Origin of the sequence: Neobacillus sp. GCM10027624 (assembly GCF_042675345.1) — a bacterium.
Classification (GTDB): Bacteria; Bacillota; Bacilli; order Bacillales; family Cytobacillaceae; genus Neobacillus; species Neobacillus cucumis_D.
The window spans coordinates 1-559 of record NZ_JBHTHD010000024.1; the positions used below are offsets into that span (position 1 = coordinate 1).

Below are 559 nucleotides of genomic sequence, written 5' to 3' on the forward strand. Positions count from 1 at the left end.
TCCCTCAGAATGGTTGGAAATCATTCGCAGAGTGTAAAGGCATAAGGGAGCTTGACTGCGAGACCTACAAGTCGAGCAGGGACGAAAGTCGGGCTTAGTGATCCGGTGGTTCCGCATGGAAGGGCCATCGCTCAACGGATAAAAGCTACCCTGGGGATAACAGGCTTATCTCCCCCAAGAGTCCACATCGACGGGGAGGTTTGGCACCTCGATGTCGGCTCATCGCATCCTGGGGCTGTAGTCGGTCCCAAGGGTTGGGCTGTTCGCCCATTAAAGCGGTACGCGAGCTGGGTTCAGAACGTCGTGAGACAGTTCGGTCCCTATCCGTCGTGGGCGCAGGAAATTTGAGAGGAGCTGTCCTTAGTACGAGAGGACCGGGATGGACGCACCGCTGGTGTACCAGTTGTCTTGCCAAAGGCATCGCTGGGTAGCTATGTGCGGACGGGATAAGTGCTGAAAGCATCTAAGCATGAAGCCCCCCTCAAGATGAGATTTCCCATAGCGTCAAGCTAGTAAGATCCCTGAAAGATGATCAGGTTGATAGGTCAGAGGTGGAAGC

General features: G+C 54.7%; 1 rRNA gene. It reads left to right on the forward strand.

Annotated features, from left to right (window positions below):
• Window positions 1–559, forward strand: a 23S ribosomal RNA gene (locus ACFQZ9_RS28635); the annotation flags it as partial.